Consider the following 15,813-nt stretch of genomic DNA (forward strand, 5'->3'; position numbering starts at 1 on the left):
TGGGCCCATGCTCCCACGCCAACGCTTCATCGCCAAGCACACTGGCGCACGCCGAACAAGTTGTTATAACATTACCAAATCATTCCAGTGCCTCCGCGGAGTCAGCCCATGCGTCGTCTGTTGCTCGCCTTGCCGTTTGCCTTGTTGCCCCTGGCCGTCGCCCACGCCCATGAAGGCCACGACCACGATCATGACCACGCCCATGGCAGCCTCGGCGCCCATGAACACGGCGTCGCGCGCTTGAATGTGGTGCTCGACGACAAGTCCCTGGAACTGGAACTGGACAGCCCGGCGATGAACCTGGTCGGCTTCGAACACCCGGCCACCAGCGCCGCCGACAAAGCCAAGGTTGCTGCCGTGCGTTCACAATTGGAAAAACCATTGGCGCTGTTCGGCCTGGCCAAGGCGGCCAACTGCAGCGAAAGTGACCAGGAGCTGGAAAGCCCGCTGTTCGGCGACAAGCCGGCAGTCGATGATGACGGCGACGAGCACGAAGGCCATGAGCACAGTGAGGTCCATGCCCATTACCGGCTGACCTGCGACAAGCCCGCTGAGCTCAAGAGCCTCGACCTGACTCCGTTGTTCAAGGCCTTCCCCGCCACCCAGAAAATTACCCTGCAACTGATCGGACCCAACGGCCAGCAAGGTGTCGAAGCGACCCCGGCCAAGGCCACGATCAACTTCTGATAGCCCTTTTGCAGCGAAACGCCCGGGGTAACCCGGGCGTTCATTTATGAGCCAGGCACTGATTGAACTGACCGACCTGGGCTTCGCCTGGCCGGGCCAAGCCCCCCTGCTGGAGATTCCCGCCCTGCGCCTGGAAGCCGGCGAATCGTTGTTTCTCAAAGGCCCCAGCGGCAGCGGCAAGACCACCCTGCTGGGCCTTTTGGGCGGAGTGCAAAAGCCCGATCGCGGCAGCATCCGCCTGCTCGGCCAGGACTTGAGCGAACTGAAGCTGGCCGCCCGCGACCGTTTTCGCGTCGATCACACCGGCTACATCTTCCAGCAGTTCAACCTGCTGCCGTTTCTCTCGGTACGGGAGAACGTCGAACTGCCCTGCCGCTTCTCGCGCAGCCGCGCGCAACGCGCCGCCGAGCGCCATGGCAGCATCGACCAGGCCGCCGCCAGCCTGCTCGCCCACCTGGGCCTGAAAGACCCGGCGTTGCTTGCCCGCCGCGCGGGCAGCCTGTCGATCGGCCAGCAACAGCGCGTTGCCGCCGCCCGGGCCTTGATCGGCCAGCCGGAGCTGGTAATCGCCGACGAGCCAACATCAGCCCTCGACGCCGACACCCGCGAAGCCTTCATCCGCCTGTTGTTCGCCGAATGCCGTGCGGCCGGCTCGAGCCTGCTGTTCGTCAGCCACGACCAGAGCCTGGCACCGTTGTTTGACCGCCAGCTGTCCCTTGCCGAACTCAACCGCGCGGCCCGCCCGGCCAACGACCTGGAGGCCTGATGTACCTGCTCCGCCTTGCCCTGGCCAGCCTGGCCAACCGCCGCTTTACTGCATTTTTGACCGCCTTCGCCATCGCCCTGTCGGTGTGCCTGCTGCTGGCGGTCGAGCGGGTGCGCACCGAAGCCCGCGCCAGCTTTGCCAGCACCATCAGCGGCACCGACCTGATCGTCGGCGCCCGCTCGGGCTCGGTGAACCTGCTGCTGTACTCGGTGTTTCGCATCGGCAACGCCACCAACAACATCCGCTGGGAGAGCTTCGAACACTACGCCAGCGACAAACGGGTGAAATGGGCCATTCCCATCTCCCTGGGCGATTCCCATCGCGGCTACCGGGTGATGGGCACCGACGCGCGCTATTTCGAGCACTACCAGTACGGCCGCAAGCAGAACCTGCAACTGGCCGAGGGCCGCGCTTTCGCCAGCGACCCGTTCGAGGTGGTGCTTGGTGCCGAGGTGGCCGATGCCCTGCACTACAAGCTGGGCGACAAGCTGGTGCTGGCCCATGGCGTGGCGGCCATCAGCCTGGTCAAACACGATGACAAACCGTTCACCGTGGTCGGCGTGCTGCAACGCACCGGCACCCCGGTCGACCGCACCCTGCACATCAGCCTGGGCGGTATGGAAGCCATCCACATCGACTGGCACAACGGTATGCCGGCCCGCGGCGCCGGGCGTATCAGCGCCGATCAGGCGCGCAACATGGACCTCAAGCCCGCCGCCATCACCGCCTTCATGCTCGGCCTGAACAACAAGGTGGCCACCTTCAGCCTGCAACGGGAGATCAACGAGTACCGCAACGAGCCGCTGCTGGCGATCCTCCCGGGCGTGGCCCTGCAAGAGCTCTGGAGCCTGATGGGCACGGCCGAGCAGGCGCTGTTCGTGGTCTCGCTATTCGTGGTGCTGACCGGCCTGATTGGCATGCTCACGGCGATCCTCACCAGCCTCAACGAACGACGCCGGGAAATGGCCATCCTGCGCTCGGTCGGCGCGCGTCCCTGGCACATTGCCGGGCTGCTGGTGCTCGAAGCACTGGCCCTGGCGGTGGCCGGCATCATCGCCGGGGTGGCTTTGTTGTACGCCTGCATCGCCCTGGCCCAGGGTTACGTGCAGGCCAATTACGGCCTGTTGCTGCCGCTGGCCTGGCCCAGCGCCCATGAATGGACCCTGCTGGGCATCATCCTTGGCGCCGCCTTGCTGATGGGCAGCGTGCCGGCCTGGCGCGCCTATCGCCAGTCGCTGGCCGACGGCCTGTCCATTCACCTGTGAGTAACTCGATGAACCGCGCCTTGCTGCTGTTGCTGTTGTTGATTGCCTCGCCCCTGTGGGCCGCTGAACCGCGCACCCTGGAGTGGCAGCAACTGATCCCGGCCGGGGCGCCGGTGATCCAGCCGCAACTGGCGCCGCTGCACGACCTTTCGCAACTGAGCGACGCCCTGGCTGCCGAATCGGCACCCGCTGCGCGGCAAACCGCACCCAATGCCCCGGTGGTCAAGGCCCTGGATGGCCAGCAGGTCAAACTGCCGGGGTATATCGTGCCGCTAGAGGTCAGCGAAGAAGGCCGCACCACCGAGTTCCTGCTGGTGCCTTACTACGGCGCCTGCATTCATGTACCGCCACCGCCGTCGAACCAGATCGTTCACATCTTCAGCGAGATCGGCGTCAAGGTCGAAGACCTCTACCAACCGTACTGGATTGAAGGCCAGATGCAGGTCAAAGCCTCCAGCAGCGAGCTGGCCGATGCCGGATATCAGATGGAAGCCGAGAAAATCTACGCATACGAGCTAGAATGAATGGCCGCTTGTCAGCCTTTGACGATTTCATTGAGCTGCGTCAAAAGTCGCCGTCCGTCAGCTCCTTACCATTGGACTCATTAAATTCTAAACGTCCTTTGGGAGCTTCCATGAACAAGTCCTTGCTTGGCGCCTCGCTCGTTGCTCTGGCGCTTGCAGCCCCTGTTGCCCACGCCCACCAGGCTGGCGACTTCATCCTGCGTGCCGGTGCGATCACTACCGCTCCCAACGAGAACAGCGGCGACATCAAGCTCGACGGCACCAAGATGTCCGGCACCAAGGCTACTCTGGACAGCGACACCCAGCTGGGCCTGGCGTTTGCCTACATGCTGACCGACCACATCGGCCTCGAGCTGCTGGCCGCCACTCCGTTCCAGCACACCGTGGGCGTCAAGGGCCTGGGCGCTGGCCTGGATGGCAAGCTGGGCGACATCAAGCAACTGCCACCGACCCTGTCGCTGCAGTACTACCCGATGGAAGCTTCGTCGAAGTTCCAGCCTTACGCCGGTATCGGTCTGAACTACACCATGTTCTTTGACGAAGACCTGAGCAGCAACCGCAAGGCTCAAGGCTTCAGCAACATGAAGTTGAAGGATTCGGTCGGCCTGGCCGGTCAGTTGGGCATGGACTACATGATCAACGACAACTTCCTGATCAACGCCGCGGTCTGGTACGTCGACATCGACACCAAGGCCACCATCGACGGCCCAAGCGCCCTGGGCGTTGGCAAGACCAAGGTCGACGTCGATGTCGATCCATGGGTCTACATGGTTGGCGTGGGTTACAAGTTCTAAGCGTCTTCAAACGCACATCGCGGGGCAAGCCCGCTCCTACAGCGTGATGTAGGAGCGGGCTTGCCCCGCGCTGCTTTTCAGCGTCCTAAAAGTCGCGCCAGCCCCACCACCAGCGGCGTCGGCTCAGGGAAATCAAAACGCGCCAGCAAGCGCTGGTTGTTCGCCCGCGAATGGCGGATATCGCCCGAGCGCGCCGGCCCATGGCTGATCGCCGGCAAATCGCCAACCACCGACTTCAATGCCGCCAGCAACTGGTTCAGCGAAGTGGCCTGGTTCAGGCCGATGTTCACCGCGCCCTCCTCGACCTGTGCCAACTCCAGCGCCTGGACCATTACCGTGACCAGATCGCCAACATAGAGAAAATCGCGGGTCTGCTCACCGTCGCCAAACAGGGTGATCGGCGTGCCGTTCAGGGCGCGCTCGCAGAAGATGCTGATAACCCCGGAATACGGCGAGGAAGGATCCTGGCGCGGGCCGAAGATATTGAAAAAGCGGAACACCACCGGCTCCAGGCCATGCTGGCGGCGGTAGAAGTCCAGGTACTGCTCGCTGGCCAGTTTATCCACCGCGTAAGGCGTCAACGGCGCCTTGGGCGTGTCTTCGACAATCGACTGGCCTTCGCCATTGTTGCCGTACACCGCCGCGCTGGAGGCAAACAGCACGCGCTTGATGCCGTTCAGGCGCATGGCCTCGCACACGTTGAGGGTGCCGATGAAGTTGCTCTGGTGGGTTTTCACCGGGTCGTCCACCGAGGCCTGTACCGAGGCGACCGCGGCCAGGTGCACCACCGCCTGGCAACCGGCCGCGGCGCGCTTGACCAGTTCGGCGTCGGCGACATCACCTTCGACCAGTTGCAGCCGGGGGTTGTCGATCTGCAGGTTGCTGCGCTTGCCCGTCGACAGGTCGTCGAGGATACGCACGCTATAGCCTTTTTCCAGCAACGCATCGCTGAGGTGGGAACCGATGAAGCCGGCGCCACCGGTGATCAGAATAGGGGCATCAGCCATGACGATAGAAGCGATCCAGTAAGGGCGGCAAACCGGCGCGCCAGGCGCGGGGCTTGATGCCGAAGGTGTGGAGGATTTTCTTGCAGGCCAGCACCGCATGCTGCGGTTCTTCGCTGGCGTCCGGGCGCGCGGCGTGGGCCTGCGCGGTCGGGGCCTGTACCGCCAGCTTATGCAACTGGGCCGCTTCCGTGAGGATAGCCTGCCCCAGCGCCAGCGGCGTGGTCGCCTCGTTCCCGGCGTAGTGATAGGTGCCCCACAGGGGCGCGGCGCAATCGAGCTGCTTGAGCACCGAGAGGATTACCCGCGCAGCGTCGTCCACCGGCGTCGGGTTGCCGCGCCGGTCATCGGCCAGCAGCAGTTCCTGCGGTTGCTCGGCGCGGGTCAGGAAGCGGCCGAGGACGCCATCGATACTCTCGTCGAGCACCCAGCCAAAGCGCAGCAACACATGCTGCGGGCAGGTGGCGCGCACGCTCTGCTCGATGCGCCACAGGGCCTGGCCACGCAGGCCCAGCGGCACTGGCTCGTCCTTTTCGCTGTAGGCGGTCGCCCGCGAGCCATCGAAGACCCGGTAGCTGGACGGCTGGACAAGAATGATGTTGTGGTGCTGACACAGCTCGGCCAAGCGCTCGACGGCGCGCTCCTGCTGGGCCAGGCGCTGCTCGCTGACCGCTTCGGCCTGGAACCAGTCGAAGTAGTAAGCCAGGTTGATCAGCGCATCAGGGCGGGTGTCGTCGAGCAACTGGGTCAGGCTCGCCGGATCCCAGCCGCTGTCCGGCGGGCGCGGTGCCAGAAAGCCGATATCTTCCTCGGCCCCGAGTCGAATCAGCGCTTGCCCGAGGGCACTTCCACCACCCAACAGCATCAGGCGCATTCGCATAGAGTCAGCAGGTCCGATCAGATTATTGGAAGAAAGCCTTCATTTTGCGGTTTCCGGCAGGGGAAGTCCAACACAGGGGCGCCCGTCCTGCCCGGCGCGGCGCTGAAGGCAAGGTTTTTCCTGTGCTTACACAAATCCGGAAACTGCCTATACTGCGCCCGGAATGAGCTGACTCGCCTGAATGGATTAACCAGGAGAATAGTTAGCTTATTCGTTCGCCGGGGCGCAGCAGCACTTTCTGCACCCTGGCCGGCACGGATTGCCAGATAAAACCAATAACAAAGGAATGTTTCCCATGCAGGATTCGGAAGTCGCGTACCTGAGTTTCGACCAAGACCAGGCCCGTACGCTGGCAGCTGCCAGCCAGCACCTCGCCGAACTCGGCGGCCCTCAGGCCCGCGGAGTCGCCAACCAGGCGCGCCAGTGGGCACAACGCCTGCACCCTACCCTCGACGCCAGCCAGAAGGCCGTGTTGCAACGCTTTGCCGATGGCCAGTTGTCCGCCCTGATGTGCTCGCAGATGGCCTGCCTCGGCAGCGATCCGCTGCCCGAGCATCTGCCTGAGCTGGCCACCCTGGCTCAGAGCGAGCGCTGCCTGTACCTGGCCTCGCGCAACCAGTTGCTGCTGGAGCTGGTGAACTACCGGGCCTTTGCCTTCGATATCGACAACGAAGGCCAGATCATGCGGCTGGTCGGCAACTTCAAAGGCGGCGGCAGCGTGCCCCGCCCCGACGAACACCAGCACACCGAAGTCGAACTCAGCTCTCACGCCGGGTTGCGCCTGGGCCCGCATACCGAAGCGCCCTACAACTGTTCGGTTGCCGCCAGCGAGGGCCGCTCACCTGCGCCGTCAGCGCTGATCCTTTCCGCGCGCTGGAACCCGGCGGGCGAACCGACCCGGATCATCCCGCTGCGCGCCATCATCGAGCAACTGGGCAGCCTGCATGCGCTGGCGTTGACCTCGGCCTCCTTCGACTTCACCCGCAGCGAGTGCTTTGTCGCCGGTCAAGGCGAGGCCGGCCAGGCCACGTCGATGCTGCAGTTCGATCCCGACGGCGGTTTCAGCCTGCGCTACAACTCGTATCGTTTCTCGTTGAACGATCACGCCAGCGACGCCGCAGCCCGTGCCTTCGACGCCTTCCAGGCGCTGGTCCGGGACGCCCAGCCCTTGCCGTTCGTGCTCCAACCCGATAGCGCCTTGCTGATCAATAACTGCCGCGCCCTGCATGGGCGCGACATTCTCCAGGACAACCGGCGCCTGCTGGTGCGCCTGTTCGGCTACTCGCGATTCGCGCGCCCGATAGTCCTCAACGATGACCCGCTGCTGGTACGTGGCTGAACAAGGGAACCCCCCGATGATGGAAATTGATATCACCCTGCTGCTGACCCTGGCGTCGGTAGCGCTGATGGCCGGATTTTTCGATGCCATCGCCGGCGGCGGCGGGCTGATCACCCTGCCGGTGCTGTTCGTTGCCGGCATCGACCCGCTGGCAGCGATCGCCACCAACAAGTTCCAGGCCGCCTCGGCGACGGTCTCGGCCACCTTTGCCTTTGCCCGCAAGGGCATGATCGACTGGAAGCGCGGCCTGCCCATGGCGGCCATGGCTTTTGCCGGTGGCGCCCTCGGGGCGCTGTCGGTGAGCCTGGTGCCCAAGAGTTTCCTCCAGGCCTGCGTACCGGTGCTGCTGATCCTGGTGGCCGCCTACTTTGCCTTCAGCCCCAAGCCGGACGAGCAGCAGCGCAAGGCGAGGATCTCGATCAGCCTGTTCTGCCTGGCGGTGGCGCCAGTGATCGGCTTCTACGACGGGGTGTTCGGCCCCGGCGTTGGCTCGTTCTACATGGTGGCGTGCGTGGTTCTGCTCGGCCAGCCGATGCTGCGCGCGGTGTGCAACAGCAAACTGCTCAACGCCGCCTGCAACCTCGGTGCGCTGTCGGTGTTTTCCCTGAGCGGCGCGATCGTCTGGCCGCTGGCCCTGGCGATGGCTTGCGCGGCCTTCGTCGGCGCGCAACTGGGGGCTCGCTGCGCGGTGCATTTCGGTCCTAAACTGATCAAGCCGCTGCTGGTCTGCGTGTGCTGCATCATGGCCCTCAAGCTGCTGCTCAGCGCCGGCAACCCCCTTGGCGAATGGCTGCAACATCAGTTTCTATAGGCGGTGTCCATGCACCTGGAAGCAATTTCGACCCAACGTTCCACCTGGCAGTACGACGAACCCGCGCCGGCTACCGAGCGCTTCATCAGCGAAACCTTCGACGGTTTCCAGCAACAGGCGCGGCTGCTTATACCTGACCAGGAGCGCGCTGCGCCGATGTTCGTGATCGGTGGCGCGCGCTCGGACTTCACTCGCCTCAACCCGCTGCTGTATCGCCTGCAGCAGCAGGGGATCGGCTCGCTGACCGGCAACCTCTCCGGCCACAGCCTGGCCGCCGAGCCCGGCGCGACGCAGCCGTCGCTGACCACCAACCTGGAAGAAGCGCAGCGCTTTCACCGGCATATCGCCGAGCGCTGCCAGACCCTGCTCGGCCACAGCCTGGGCGGCGCCATCGCGTTGAAACTGGCAGCGCAAACGCCGGCCATCGACAAACTGGTGCTGATCTGCCCGGCGGTTTACCCGGACGCCGCCCACCAGGCGCCGTTCGGCCCGGCCTTCAGCGCAGCGATCCGCCAGCCCTACGGCTTTCTCGACTGCGACAGCTACGAGTTTCTGCGCTCGTTTGCGGGCCGAGTGCTGCTGGTGATCGGCGAATTCGACGGGCTCAACTCCAAAGCCTACGGGCAAGCCGAAGGCACCTCGGCCGGCACCTTGTGGCTGGCCGGCGCCCAGCGCTATAGCCCGATCCCTGAAGAAGTCACCCAGGCCCTGCTGCGCGCCGTGCCGGCACCGCACCTGGAATGCCTGCTGCTGACCGACTGCGATCACGGCATTGCCGCACACCTGCGCGACAAGCCGGCGGTGGCCAATCAGGTGGCGCAGGTGGTGGCCGAGTTCATTCTCGGCTAAGCGGGTTATTCAATCTCGAACAGGCCGTTGCGGATCGGCCCGGCGCTCAGGCGTTCACGCACGTCGTCGTCGATCCGTGGATCGTCCGGGCGGTACAGCTTGACCTGGCGGTAGGCGCTGATGCGGTTGATCTCGGTGCCGAGGAACTCCCACACCACCCGGGTGCAGGCCGGGGTGCGCCGGTCACCGCTGGAAACCCCGGTCTTGAGACCGTTGAGGCGGGTGATGCGGCTCTTGAAGCTGGGAATGAGGATGGTCTGGCTCATCTCGTTGACCGTCAGCGATTCGTAATCGAGCAGAAACAGGCGGTCCTGCAACTGGAACGCCGCGCCCAGGTAACGGCAGCGCACCCAGTCTTCGGCCTGCACATCGGTACTGCTGGAGCGCTCCTGACGCTCCTGGCGCTCGAACAGAAAACTGCCGCGCTCTTCGCGCAGGTGCACCAGCGACAGCAGGATGGAGCCGGGTACCGACATGCAGTTGGAGTATTCGAAGTAGTAACCGCAATAGCGCGACAGGTTGCCGGCGTGTTCGCGCAACGGCCGCAGCAGCTCGGCCAGCGGATCGTTGTGGCTGAGCGCCTGGTTGGCGGTACTGCGCGCACCAATCAGGCGCGCGAACTGCTCCGGCGGCAAACCCAGTTCGTAATCCTCGACACCGAAGAAATCGCCGATGCGCTTGAGGTTGTACGCCGTCGGCTGGCTTTGCCCGCTCAGGTACTTGTTGAACTGTGCACGATTGATCGACAGCTGCCGGCAAACTTCCGAGATAGAGCGGTAGTGGCTGCAGGCGAGCTTGAGATTGGCGCCGAGATGTTCGCTCATGTGAGCTGTTCCAGGTGATGCGACAGGCGCCAGTTTAGCATCAAGTCGCATCAACTGAGAGCAACCCGCGAAATTGTAACCAGTCTTGTCATGACCAACCATGCGCCCCACGGACACGGCGCATCGACGCCGACCTGTCGTCTTTCATGCGAAGAATAAGAATCGAGGTCATTTCATGCTCGAAGCGCTCAACGATTTCCTCTCGGGGAAACTCCTCATCGTGCTTATCGTCGGACTCGGCAGCTACTTCACCCTGCGCTCCCGTTTCGTCCAGTTCCGCCATTTCGGCCACATGTTCAGCGTCTTCAAGGAATCCCTACGCGGCCAGGCAGGCCAGCTGAGCTCGTTCCAGGCGCTGATGCTGAGCCTGGCCGGCCGCGTCGGTGCCGGTAACATCGCCGGTGTCGGCATCGCCGTGACCCTCGGCGGCCCGGGCGCGGTGTTCTGGATGTGGGTGACCGCGCTGGTGGGCATGTCCAGCAGCTTTTTCGAGTGCACCCTGGCCCAGGTCTACAAACGTAGCGACGGCGACGGCCTGTACCGTGGCGGCCCGGCCTACTACATCCAGCACGGCCTGAAGCTGCGCTGGATGGCGATGGTGTTCGCGATTCTGCTGCTGGTGACCTACGGCTTTACCTTCAATGGCCTGCAGTCCTACACCGTGACCCACTCGCTGCAGAACGCCTTCGGCTTCGAGCCGAAATACACCGGTATCGCCCTCGCCGCCCTGCTCGGCCTGGTGTTCATCGGCGGTATCAAGCGTATCGCCTCGGTGTCCGACCTGCTGGTCCCGGTCAAGACCCTGGCCTACATCGGCGTGACCCTGTACGTGATCTTCACCCAGATCGAACACGTGCCGGCCATGCTCGAAACCATCGTCAAGAGCGCTTTCGGCCTTGATCCGGCCTTTGCCGGCCTGCTCGGCAGCGCTATCGTCATGGGCGTCAAACGTGGCGTGTTCGCCAACGAAGCCGGCCTTGGCAGTGCACCGAACGTCGCCGCCGTGGCCGCGGTGAAACACCCGGCCGCCCAAGGTGTGGTCCAGGCGTTCAGCGTGTTCCTCGACACCTTCGTGATCTGCACCTGCACCGCACTGCTGATCCTGCTGTCGGGCTTCTACACCCCAGGCTTTGAAGGTGACGGCATCGCCCTGACCCAGAACTCCCTGGCTGCGGTAGTCGGTGACTGGGGACGGATTTTCGTCAGCGTCGCGCTGTCGCTGTTCGTCTTCACCTGCATCCTCTACAACTACTACCTGGGCGAAACCAGCCTGCAGTTCTTCACCCGCAACCGCCTGGTGCTGCTGGGCTACCGCGGCCTGGTACTGCTGCTGATTCTCTGGGGTTCGGTGCAAAACCTGTCGACCGTGTTCGCTTTCGCCGACATCACCATGACCTGCCTGGCGTTCGTCAACCTGGTAGCCCTGGCGCTGCTGTTCAAGGTCGGCCTGCGGGTGATGCGCGACTACGACGAACAGCGCCGCGCCGGTATCGCCCAGCCAGTGTTCGATGCGTCGAAGTTTTCCGACCTGGACCTGGACCCGGCCGCCTGGCCAGTGAATCCGCAGGTCGAGACCCGGACCGACGTCAACGTCGCCAACGCACAGACGCAGAGCTGACATGCGCGCCGTCAACAACCTTCTGGTGCTGTACACCGGCGGCACCATCGGCATGCTGCAAACCCCGCAGGGCCTGGCGCCTGCCGGCGGCTTTGAAGCGCGTATGCGCGAGCACCTGGAACAACTGGCCGATGCACCGCTACTGAGCTGGCGGCTGCGCGAACTGCGGCCATTGATCGACAGCGCCAACATGCAGCAAAGCAACTGGCTGGCCATGCGCGAGGCGATTGTCGAAGCGGTGGAGCGCGATGGCCACGACGGTATCCTGCTGCTGCACGGCACCGACACCCTGGCCTACACCGCAGCGGCGCTGTCGTTTTTGCTGCTCGGCCTGCCAGTACCGGTACTGCTGACCGGCTCGATGTTGCCGGCCGGCACCGCCGACAGCGACGCCTGGGACAACCTTTGCGGCGCCCTGCGGGTGATGGCATCCGGTATCGACAATGGCGTGCAGCTGTATTTCCACGGCCAGCTGCTGCACGGCGCGCGCACGTCGAAGCTGCGCAGCGAAGCCTTCGATGCCTTCGCCGCGCTGCCGCGTGAGCGCGATGGACAACGCGCCGAGTCGCTCCCGGCCTGCCTGGATTACCGCCAGCCACGCCAACCGGTAAACCTGATGGTGCTGCCGGTGTTCCCCGGGCTGCAGGTCGGCCATCTGCGCGGCCTGCTCTCTAGCGGCGTGCAGGGCTTGCTGCTGGAGTGCTACGGCAGCGGCACCGGGCCATCGGACGATCAGGACCTGCTCGATGCGCTGCACGACGCCCGCCAAGGCGGGGTGTTGATTGCGGCCATCAGCCAGTGTCCGGAAGGCGCGGTGCACTTCGACACCTATGCGGCCGGCAGCCGCCTGCGCGATACCGGCCTGGTCAGCGCCGGCGGCATGACCCGCGAAGCGGCGCTGGGCAAGATGTTCGCTTTGCTCGGTGCCGGGCTCGATGTGCAAGCGGCGGAACACTGGTTCGCCCAGGACCTGTGCGGCGAGCGCGCCCAGTAGAAATGGCGGAAGGCAGCGGGAGTCGAACCTGCCCGGGAACGGCTGCCGTCCCCAACCGGGTTTGAAGCCCGGCCGCGCCACCGGGCGCGATTGCCTTCCTTGAACGGGTTACTGCCCCGGCGCCTGGGCCAGGGCATTGTCGGCGCGAACCTGGCGTCGGTCACCGACACGCCGGGTCAGGCCGATACGGTCGAAGTACTCGAGTACCTGCACACTGCGCTTGCGCCCGATCCCCAGCACATCGCGAAACGCCGCCACCTGCACCACCGGATCGTCGCTGGCCAGCTGCAAGAGCATAGCCGCCATTTGCCGGATCGTGGCCTCAGGATAGAACAGATCGCGCACCACCTGGTGCACCTGGCCCAAACGCCCAAGCTTGCGCAGCAACAGGCGCACCTCGGCTTCATCGACTTGTAGCGACCTGGCCAGGTCGCGTACCCAGGGCGGGTCGAACAGCCCCTCGACCAGCAATGGCTGCACCTGGCTCCACAGCTGCGAGTCAGCATCGCTCAAGCGTATCTGGTGCTCGGGCAGGTGCAGCCAGGGCCCACTGCTGACCAACTTGCCGCTGGCGAGCAGTTCATCCACCAGGCTGATGAAGGCCGGGCGCTCAAGGGTCAGGCCAACAAAGCGACGCAAGCGATCACGATCAGGACCGAGCTGGTCCGGCTCCTGTTCATGAAACCGCGTCAGCCCCTCCAGCAACGCCGTTTGCAATGTTTGCCAATGCTCATCGGTGAACAGCAGCGGGCCTTGGCGAGTGGCGATTACCTGGACATTGGCCGGCAGTTGCCAGCGGCTGCGCAGGCGATTGAACTGGCGCTCCAGGCGTTGCGGGTCGAGGCCCAGGTCATCACTGGCCAGCAGCGCCGGCAAGGCCTGCTCAAGGCTGTCGGCGCCAGCCAGGGCCTGCAACTGGGCAATGCGCGCCTCGCTGCGGCGCTGGCGCGCAGGTGCAAAGGGATCGAGCACCCGGCCGCCACCGAGGGTACGTTGCGCACGCTGGTCACGCAGCACCAGGCGATCACCGTGCACCGCCTGTACCGGTGCATTGGTGAGCAGTTGGGCGAACATGCGCTTGCCCGGTAGCACATGCTCGCCCTGCAACAACGCTACCCGGGCGGTGACATCCTGGGTGCCCAGGTGCACATGCACCGGGCTGAAGTGCTCGAAGGCGCGCAGTTCGCTGGCCAGCAGTTGCAGCTCGATGTCCACGCGCTGGGTCGGCGCATGCAGCCACTCGGCAAGCAGCCAGTCACCGCGGTGAATCTGCTCAAGGGCCAGGCGCTCGGCACTGATGTTCAAGGCCACCCGCTGCCCAGCTTGGGCCTCGACGGCGGCCTGGTTCTGCGCATGCAGGCCACGCACCCGCACCGGCTTGCCGGCTTTGCCGAGCAGCAAGCTGTCACCCAGTTGCACACGCCCGTCCAGCGCCGTGCCGGTGACCACGATGCCGGCACCGGCAACCGCAAAAGCGCGGTCAATGGCCAGGCGAAAACCGCCCTGGCTGCTGCGCTGGCTAACCTCAGCCTGAGCCGCCAGCAAGGCCTGGCGCAGCGCCTCGATGCCCTCGCCAGTGACGCTGGAAACTGCAAACTGCAATGCCCCCGCATACGGCCCGGCAGCCAGCAGCACGCTGACCTGGGCTTGCACTTCCTGCAGCCGCTGCGGCTCGACCCGGTCGCATTTGCTGATCACCACCAAGGCCTGGGGAATGCCCAGCAGCTCGACAATCGCCAGGTGCTCGCGGGTCTGCGGCATCACCCCGTCATCGGCGGCCACGACCAGCAGCACCAGGTCGATGCCCTGGGCACCAGCGAGCATGTTGTGGATAAACCGCTCGTGACCGGGCACGTCGATAAAGCCGGTTAGAGCTGCGCCAGGGCTGAGGGCGGCATAACGATAACCGAGGTCGATGGTCATGCCGCGCTCGCGCTCTTCCCGGCGCTGGTCGCCCGCCTGGCCGGTCAGGGCCTCGAGCAAAGCGGTCTTGCCGTGGTCGATATGCCCGGCGGTACCGATAATCACGCCTGCACCTGCGCCAGTTGCGCCAGCCACGCGGCTTCATCATCGAGCTGGCGCAGGTCCAGCCACAGCGCATCGTCATCGATGCGCCCGAGCACTGGAATCGGCAAGGCCCGCAGCGCGCGTTCCAGGCCATGCAAGGCGCGACCGCGCAGGCGCTTGGACACCTGCGGGCGCACACACAAGGCCGCACTGGGCAAGCGCGCCACCGGCTGGCTGCCACTGCCGATCATGCCCAGTGCGGGCTCTGCGCTGACCGTCCACTGTTCGCCCAGCTGTTGCGCCAACGCTGGCTGCAAGCGCTCGGCCTGCTGGAGAATCTCGGCCTGCGGCCGGGTCAGCAGGCGCAGGCTGGGCAGGCGCTCGGCCAGTTGATCAGGATTACGGTACAAGCCCAGCACCGCCTCAAGCGCTGCGAGGGTGAGCTTGTCGACCCGCAAGGCGCGCTTGAGCGGGTTCTTTTTGATCCGCGCGATCAAGTCCTTGCGCCCGACAATGATGCCAGCCTGTGGCCCGCCCAACAGCTTGTCGCCGCTGAAGGTGACAAGATCGGCGCCATCGGCCAGGGCCTGGCGCACAGTCGGCTCGGCCGGCAGGCCCCAGCGGCTCAAGTCGAGCAGGCTGCCGCTGCCGAGGTCTTCGAGCAGGGGCAAATCATGGCGATGAGCCAAGCGCGCCAGTTCTGCGGTCGGCACCTGGGTGGTGAAGCCTTGAATGCTGTAATTGCTGCAATGCACGCGCATCAACAGGCCGCTGCGCGGGCCGATGGCCGCCTCGTAATCGCGGGCATGGGTGCGATTGGTGGTGCCCACCTCATGCAGCTTGACCCCGGCGCGGGCCATGATGTCGGGAATGCGAAAAGCGCCACCAATCTCGATCAACTCACCGCGCGAGATGATCCCCTCTTTGCGCGCACCGAGGCTGTTGAGCGCCAGCAGCACGGCCGCGGCGTTGTTGTTGACCACGGTGACGGCTTCGGCGCCGGTGAGTTCGCGGATCAAGCCTTCAATCAGGTCATCGCGATCGCCGCGCTTGCCGCTGGCCAGGTCGAACTCGAGGTTGAGCGGATAGCGGGCCGCCAGTTGCACGGCGTCGATGGCTTCCTCGGGCAGCAAGGCCCGGCCCAGGTTGGTGTGCAGCACCGTGCCGGTGAGGTTGAAGACCCGCCGCACCTGGCTGCGGTGGCGAACCACCAGGCGCTCGCCGGCGCGGCCGAGCAGCACCGGCGCGGCCAGTTCAGCGGCGTCCAGTTGGCCGAGCCGGGCGTCCTCGCGCAGGTCGTCGAGCAACTGGCGCAAGGTCGCCAGCAGCGCGTCGCGGCCATAGCGCTCGGTCAGCGGCTGGCTGGCGGGGTGACGCAACAGAGTGTCGATGGAGGGCAGGCGGATCGGGAGCTTGGCGAGGTTGGACGGCATTCAGACGGTTCTCAACTT

15 protein-coding genes and 1 tRNA gene are annotated in these 15,813 nt (G+C 64.9%); 10 read left to right on the forward strand and 6 right to left on the reverse strand.

The genetic code is table 11. The features are described from left to right. The first annotated feature begins 108 nt into the window (after positions 1–108). The 5 genes from LOY22_RS23735 (at position 109) to LOY22_RS23755 (ending at position 4,036) form a co-directional block, all read left to right on the forward strand. Entirely contained in the window at positions 109–687 is a 579-nt protein-coding gene (locus LOY22_RS23735) for a DUF2796 domain-containing protein (RefSeq protein WP_045199983.1), read from the forward strand. A gap of 46 nt (positions 688–733) precedes the next feature. Beyond that, entirely contained in the window at positions 734–1,453 is a 720-nt protein-coding gene (locus LOY22_RS23740) for an ABC transporter ATP-binding protein (RefSeq protein WP_123565079.1), read from the forward strand. Next, positions 1,453–2,718 (forward strand): ABC transporter permease, encoded by a 1,266-nt coding sequence (locus LOY22_RS23745; RefSeq protein ID WP_045199986.1) that lies wholly within the window; start codon positions 1,453–1,455, stop codon positions 2,716–2,718. Before LOY22_RS23740 ends, LOY22_RS23745 begins: the two co-directional genes overlap by 1 nt. Positions 2,719–2,726: 8 nt before the next feature. Beyond that, positions 2,727–3,242 carry a DUF3299 domain-containing protein gene (locus LOY22_RS23750; protein ID WP_093379026.1) on the forward strand — a complete coding sequence of 172 codons (516 nt, stop codon included), beginning with the start codon at positions 2,727–2,729 and terminating at the stop codon, positions 3,240–3,242. Positions 3,243–3,352: 110 nt separating this feature from the next. Continuing rightward, positions 3,353–4,036 (forward strand): OmpW family protein, encoded by a 684-nt coding sequence (locus LOY22_RS23755; protein WP_038998518.1) that lies wholly within the window; start codon positions 3,353–3,355, stop codon positions 4,034–4,036. A 77-nt stretch (positions 4,037–4,113) separates the two neighbouring features. Here the strand turns inward: LOY22_RS23755 and LOY22_RS23760 are convergent, their stop codons facing one another. Beyond that, complete coding sequence (locus LOY22_RS23760) at positions 4,114–5,043, reverse strand: NAD-dependent epimerase/dehydratase family protein (protein ID WP_045199989.1); 930 nt, start codon at positions 5,041–5,043, stop codon at positions 4,114–4,116. Continuing rightward, on the reverse strand, positions 5,036–5,920 hold the full coding sequence (locus LOY22_RS23765; RefSeq protein ID WP_045199991.1) for a sugar nucleotide-binding protein: 885 nt from the start codon (positions 5,918–5,920) through the stop codon (positions 5,036–5,038). The genes LOY22_RS23760 and LOY22_RS23765 overlap by 8 nt, the downstream gene beginning before the upstream one ends. Before the next feature lie 295 nt (positions 5,921–6,215). Here LOY22_RS23765 and LOY22_RS23770 point away from each other — a divergent pair, with 295 nt between their 5' ends. Genes LOY22_RS23770 through LOY22_RS23780 form a run of 3 tightly spaced genes read left to right on the forward strand, consistent with a single transcriptional unit; the run spans position 6,216 to position 8,919 of the window. Next, the gene (locus tag LOY22_RS23770) at positions 6,216–7,259 is read left to right on the forward strand and encodes a TauD/TfdA family dioxygenase (protein WP_258595069.1); all 1,044 of its coding nucleotides are present in this window, start codon (positions 6,216–6,218) and stop codon (positions 7,257–7,259) included. A gap of 16 nt (positions 7,260–7,275) precedes the next feature. Next, positions 7,276–8,070 carry a TSUP family transporter gene (locus LOY22_RS23775; protein WP_045199995.1) on the forward strand — a complete coding sequence of 265 codons (795 nt, stop codon included), beginning with the start codon at positions 7,276–7,278 and terminating at the stop codon, positions 8,068–8,070. A gap of 9 nt (positions 8,071–8,079) precedes the next feature. Continuing rightward, positions 8,080–8,919 carry an alpha/beta hydrolase gene (locus tag LOY22_RS23780; RefSeq protein ID WP_258595071.1) on the forward strand — a complete coding sequence of 280 codons (840 nt, stop codon included), beginning with the start codon at positions 8,080–8,082 and terminating at the stop codon, positions 8,917–8,919. 5 nt (positions 8,920–8,924) lie between these two features. Here LOY22_RS23780 and LOY22_RS23785 read toward each other — a convergent pair whose 3' ends face one another. Continuing rightward, on the reverse strand, positions 8,925–9,743 hold the full coding sequence (locus LOY22_RS23785; protein ID WP_045199998.1) for a helix-turn-helix transcriptional regulator: 819 nt from the start codon (positions 9,741–9,743) through the stop codon (positions 8,925–8,927). Between the two features lie 175 nt (positions 9,744–9,918). Between LOY22_RS23785 and LOY22_RS23790 the strand changes: the two genes are divergently transcribed. Beyond that, positions 9,919–11,361 (forward strand): sodium:alanine symporter family protein, encoded by a 1,443-nt coding sequence (locus LOY22_RS23790; RefSeq protein ID WP_045200000.1) that lies wholly within the window; start codon positions 9,919–9,921, stop codon positions 11,359–11,361. A gap of 1 nt (position 11,362) precedes the next feature. After that, a complete protein-coding gene (locus LOY22_RS23795) occupies positions 11,363–12,355 on the forward strand; it encodes an asparaginase (RefSeq protein WP_258595073.1) in 993 nt (330 codons plus the stop codon). Between the two features lie 3 nt (positions 12,356–12,358). Here LOY22_RS23795 and LOY22_RS23800 read toward each other — a convergent pair. From LOY22_RS23800 to selA, 3 genes are all read right to left on the reverse strand, one after another. Continuing rightward, a tRNA-Sec gene (locus tag LOY22_RS23800) sits at positions 12,359–12,454 on the reverse strand. Between the two features lie 9 nt (positions 12,455–12,463). Then, positions 12,464–14,383 carry a selenocysteine-specific translation elongation factor gene (gene selB, locus LOY22_RS23805; protein ID WP_258595075.1) on the reverse strand — a complete coding sequence of 640 codons (1,920 nt, stop codon included), beginning with the start codon at positions 14,381–14,383 and terminating at the stop codon, positions 12,464–12,466. Further along, positions 14,380–15,795: an L-seryl-tRNA(Sec) selenium transferase gene (gene selA / locus LOY22_RS23810; RefSeq protein WP_258595077.1), complete on the reverse strand. Its 1,416-nt coding sequence runs from the start codon at positions 15,793–15,795 to the stop codon at positions 14,380–14,382. The genes selB and selA overlap by 4 nt, the downstream gene beginning before the upstream one ends. Positions 15,796–15,813 lie beyond the last annotated feature (18 nt).

It is taken from the genome of Pseudomonas sp. B21-035, from assembly GCF_024748945.1.
In the GTDB taxonomy this organism is placed as follows: domain Bacteria; phylum Pseudomonadota; class Gammaproteobacteria; order Pseudomonadales; family Pseudomonadaceae; genus Aquipseudomonas.

Bases quoted from the DNA above. Each gene is read 5' to 3' on its own strand.
- LOY22_RS23735 (WP_045199983.1), top strand. From the start codon at position 109: ATGCGTCGTCTGTTGCTCGCCTTGCCGTTTGCCTTGTTGCCCCTGGCC.
- LOY22_RS23740 (WP_123565079.1), top strand. From the start codon at position 734: ATGAGCCAGGCACTGATTGAACTGACCGACCTGGGCTTCGCCTGGCCG.
- LOY22_RS23745 (WP_045199986.1), top strand. From the start codon at position 1,453: ATGTACCTGCTCCGCCTTGCCCTGGCCAGCCTGGCCAACCGCCGCTTT.
- LOY22_RS23750 (WP_093379026.1), top strand. From the start codon at position 2,727: ATGAACCGCGCCTTGCTGCTGTTGCTGTTGTTGATTGCCTCGCCCCTG.
- LOY22_RS23755 (WP_038998518.1), top strand. From the start codon at position 3,353: ATGAACAAGTCCTTGCTTGGCGCCTCGCTCGTTGCTCTGGCGCTTGCA.
- LOY22_RS23760 (WP_045199989.1), bottom strand. From the start codon at position 5,043: ATGGCTGATGCCCCTATTCTGATCACCGGTGGCGCCGGCTTCATCGGT.
- LOY22_RS23765 (WP_045199991.1), bottom strand. From the start codon at position 5,920: ATGCGAATGCGCCTGATGCTGTTGGGTGGTGGAAGTGCCCTCGGGCAA.
- LOY22_RS23770 (WP_258595069.1), top strand. From the start codon at position 6,216: ATGCAGGATTCGGAAGTCGCGTACCTGAGTTTCGACCAAGACCAGGCC.
- LOY22_RS23775 (WP_045199995.1), top strand. From the start codon at position 7,276: ATGATGGAAATTGATATCACCCTGCTGCTGACCCTGGCGTCGGTAGCG.
- LOY22_RS23780 (WP_258595071.1), top strand. From the start codon at position 8,080: ATGCACCTGGAAGCAATTTCGACCCAACGTTCCACCTGGCAGTACGAC.
- LOY22_RS23785 (WP_045199998.1), bottom strand. From the start codon at position 9,743: ATGAGCGAACATCTCGGCGCCAATCTCAAGCTCGCCTGCAGCCACTAC.
- LOY22_RS23790 (WP_045200000.1), top strand. From the start codon at position 9,919: ATGCTCGAAGCGCTCAACGATTTCCTCTCGGGGAAACTCCTCATCGTG.
- LOY22_RS23795 (WP_258595073.1), top strand. From the start codon at position 11,363: ATGCGCGCCGTCAACAACCTTCTGGTGCTGTACACCGGCGGCACCATC.
- selA (WP_258595077.1), bottom strand. From the start codon at position 15,795: ATGCCGTCCAACCTCGCCAAGCTCCCGATCCGCCTGCCCTCCATCGAC.